This window comes from Kitasatospora sp. NPDC002543 (assembly GCF_053594915.1).
This window is the reverse complement of the sequence record NZ_JBSFWR010000216.1, coordinates 1-2,971: the sequence shown is the minus strand read 5'-3', so window position 1 is coordinate 2,971 and position 2,971 is coordinate 1. Positions and strand designations below refer to the sequence as shown.

2 protein-coding genes and 2 pseudogenes are annotated in these 2,971 nt (G+C 68.4%); 1 reads left to right on the top strand and 3 read right to left on the bottom strand.

The genetic code is table 11. The features are described from left to right. Nucleotides 1–298: 298 nt before the first annotated feature. A pseudogene (locus tag ACWD4P_RS38035) lies at nt 299–1,178 on the top strand (helix-turn-helix domain-containing protein). Nucleotides 1,179–1,300: 122 nt separating this feature from the next. On the opposite strand, the pseudogene ACWD4P_RS38030 reads toward ACWD4P_RS38035, so the two are convergent. The 3 genes and pseudogenes from ACWD4P_RS38030 to ACWD4P_RS38020 form a co-directional block, all read right to left on the bottom strand. Continuing rightward, nucleotides 1,301–1,588, bottom strand: a pseudogene (locus ACWD4P_RS38030) (helix-turn-helix domain-containing protein); the annotation flags it as partial. A 90-nt stretch (nt 1,589–1,678) separates the two neighbouring features. Beyond that, the gene (locus ACWD4P_RS38025; protein ID WP_449782794.1) at nt 1,679–2,167 is read right to left on the bottom strand and encodes a hypothetical protein; all 489 of its coding nucleotides are present in this window, start codon (nt 2,165–2,167) and stop codon (nt 1,679–1,681) included. After that, nucleotides 2,164–2,685: a hypothetical protein gene (locus tag ACWD4P_RS38020; RefSeq protein WP_449782793.1), complete on the bottom strand. Its 522-nt coding sequence runs from the start codon at nt 2,683–2,685 to the stop codon at nt 2,164–2,166. Before ACWD4P_RS38020 ends, ACWD4P_RS38025 begins: the two co-directional genes overlap by 4 nt. Nucleotides 2,686–2,971 lie beyond the last annotated feature (286 nt).

Here is a 2,971-nt window from a genome sequence, read left to right as displayed (position 1 = left end):
ACGCTCACGATCGCCGGACAGGAGCCGTTCTCGTCGAAATCCGTGGGGAGGTGGAGGATTCCCGCCAGGTCCCAGGCCATCCCCGGGGAGCGGAAGCTCATGCGCTCGGTCCGTTCAGTCATGATTCCTCCTGACTGTCCCGCTCGTCGTCGTCCGGGGGCCGGGGCGGCGCCCGTCGGCTCTTACGACACCAACTGTGGGCGCCCTCGATCGAGGGTGGAAGGCTGCGACAGAACCCCCTCAGAGGAGGGTCCGGCAGAACCTGGCCCCTGGCCCCGATCGCCCATAGCGTGAGGTCATGGCACCGAAGGACGAGCGCGTACGGGACTTCCTGGCCACACGCCGCGCGAAGATCACCCCCGATATGGCCGGCATCCCGAGGGGCGGCGGAGCGCGCCGCGTTCCCGGCCTGCGCCGGGAGGAGGTCGCGATGCTCGCCGGCGTCTCGGCCGACTACTACACCCGGATCGAGAAGGGCGACCTGACAGGGGTCTCCGACGAGGTCATCGACGCCCTCGCGCGCGCCCTGCAGCTGACCGAGGACGAGAGCGCCTACCTCTACGACCTCGCCCGCGCCGCGCGCCGCCCCTCACGGGCGAGGAGACAGCCGAAGGCCGCGACGGGCGTGCCGCAGCAGGTGCAGCTGCTCATCGACGCGATGAGCGTCACCCCTGTCATCGCACTGAGCAAGAGGCTCGACGTCCTCGCGTCGAACGCTCTCGGCCGGGCCCTGTTCGACATGGCCTTCACCAGCCCGACCCGGCGTTCCTCGGCTTCCCCGCCGAACCTGGCCTCCGTCGTCTTCCTCGACCCCGCCGCGGCCACGTTCTACGACGACCTCGACGACGCGGCAGCCGCATGCGTGCGCATCCTCCGCGCCCGGGCCGGCGCGACACCGCAGGACCGGCAGCTGATACAGCTCGTCGGCGAACTGACCACGCGAAGTGCCGACTTCAGAACCCGCTGGGCCGCCCACGATGTCGGCGGTCCACCGCGCGGGCAGGAAGACCCTCCACCACCAGGTCGGAGAACTCGTCCTGGCCTTCGAGGAACTGACCCTTGATCCCTCCCCCTTCATCACCCTGTCCGCGTACATCGCCGAGCCCGCCTCCCCCACTGCCGAGCGCCTGCGACTGCTGGCCACCTTGGCAGCGACGGCCGCGCCGGCACACCCGTGAATCAGGCTGAGCTGCCCGCCGATGAGGGTCGTCCCGATGCCGCCGGTCATGCGCAGCACGGTCTCGGGCATACCCGGGACCGTGAACCGTTCTTCAGCGCGGAACAGATCGGTCAGCAGGGCGGCGCCCAGGCGTGGCACGACTGCCTCGGCCTGCGCGTAGGCGAGAACGTCCGCGAGGGTCCGCAGGCGGATCCCGGGCCGGTCGGGCACCGCGAAGCCTCGGGCGGCGAGCAGGCCCCTGGCTTCGCCGACAGCCCGGCGGACCGTGGAGCGGTCGACGCCGGACAGCAGGGCCAGGACCGAGTGCGGCAGGTCGTGGCGCAGGTGGATGAGCGTGGCGGCCACCCGGTCGACGAACACGAGCCGGTGCCGGGCACCCGCTCCGACGGCCCGTCGACGCGCTCCACCGCAACCACAAGCCGTCAGGAACGATCCAACCCCACCCACCACTCCCGATGACCGGTCCAACGACCCGATCCACCACCATGGGACATGCTGTCAGGCCGGCTCCACCGCTTCAGGAGTCGGCACGAGGACGTGCGGCGCGCTTGGCGGCTGCTGACCGGGGATGCTCGCACGACCAGGTCGCTGCTGGCCCCTGCCGCTCTGGCGCTGCCGCAGGACGAACAAGGCGACAACGCCGATCATGGTCGGCCCCGCCAGAATCCCCGCCAGCACCTCCTGCTTGTGCAGTGCTTCGATCACAGACCCGCAGAGCATTCCGGCGCAGAGGGCGAATCCGGCCACGAGACCGCCCATGTAGAGACGGTAGGAACGCTCGGCCTGACGCTCCTCGGCCTCGCGTGCAGCTTCCCGCTCTCGTTGCTCCATGTCGAGTTCCTTCATCTTCCTCGCGTGAGTGCGCTTGAGTTCGGGTTCCAGCGCCGCAAGGGCTGCCTTAAGGAACTCTGGGGGGAGGTTCGCCCATTCCCTCGCGATTTCCAGGCCGCTCAGTTCGCGTCTGGCGTCACGTCCAGGTGTCGTCACTGTTGCCCTCCACCGTCGCCGACCAGAACCACGTCCGTGTCTCCTGGTCGCGGAGCCGGGGGCGGGCCCAGGGCCCGGAACAGTTCATCAAGCCCCTCCGCCAGGCGGCGGGAAGCGATTGGCATGCCTTCGTCATCCGCCATCCACGCAAGATCGGCATCTCGCTTACCGAGCTGTGTCGAGAGCGCATCCGCGGGGTCCTCAGCGGCCACCCGGACCAGTGAGGGCGCCGACCGCCCGTGCCCAGCGAGATCGACGGAATCGACGGAGAGGCCGATCTCGCCGTCGACCAGCGCCCTGACCGGGTCCTTCCCCTTGGGGGCGTGATGTTGTCGTGTCACCTGGACCGACTTGCCCTGGCTCGGCTTCTTCGGCGGCTGCGAGGGGCGACTCACCAAATAGATCAGGGGCAACGCCACGAGCAGGGCAATCATGAAGTACTTGGCACCCCCGAAGTACTTGGCAAACTCGAAGTCCTTGGCCACGTCGTAGAACCAGTGGATCAGGTGCGATCTCAAGGCAGGCCACCTCCCTCCCAGGACAGGCCGGCTCCACGCCGCACCTGCTGCGACGGTGAGGTTGTCTCCGACAGACGACGACCCGCGAACGGCGGCACGGGGTACGTTCTTCCAACAATGCTGCCACAAAAGACTGTTGCCGGACGGCATTGTTGCTTGAACTCTGGAAGGGCCACGGCAGTGGCAGTCGCCCGGGACCTGACGGGCGGTGCGGTAGGCGACTTACTGATCGTTTCAAAATGAGTTGAGCTGCGCTCTTGTGCTCACGATCTTGCTTGGCAGGGTG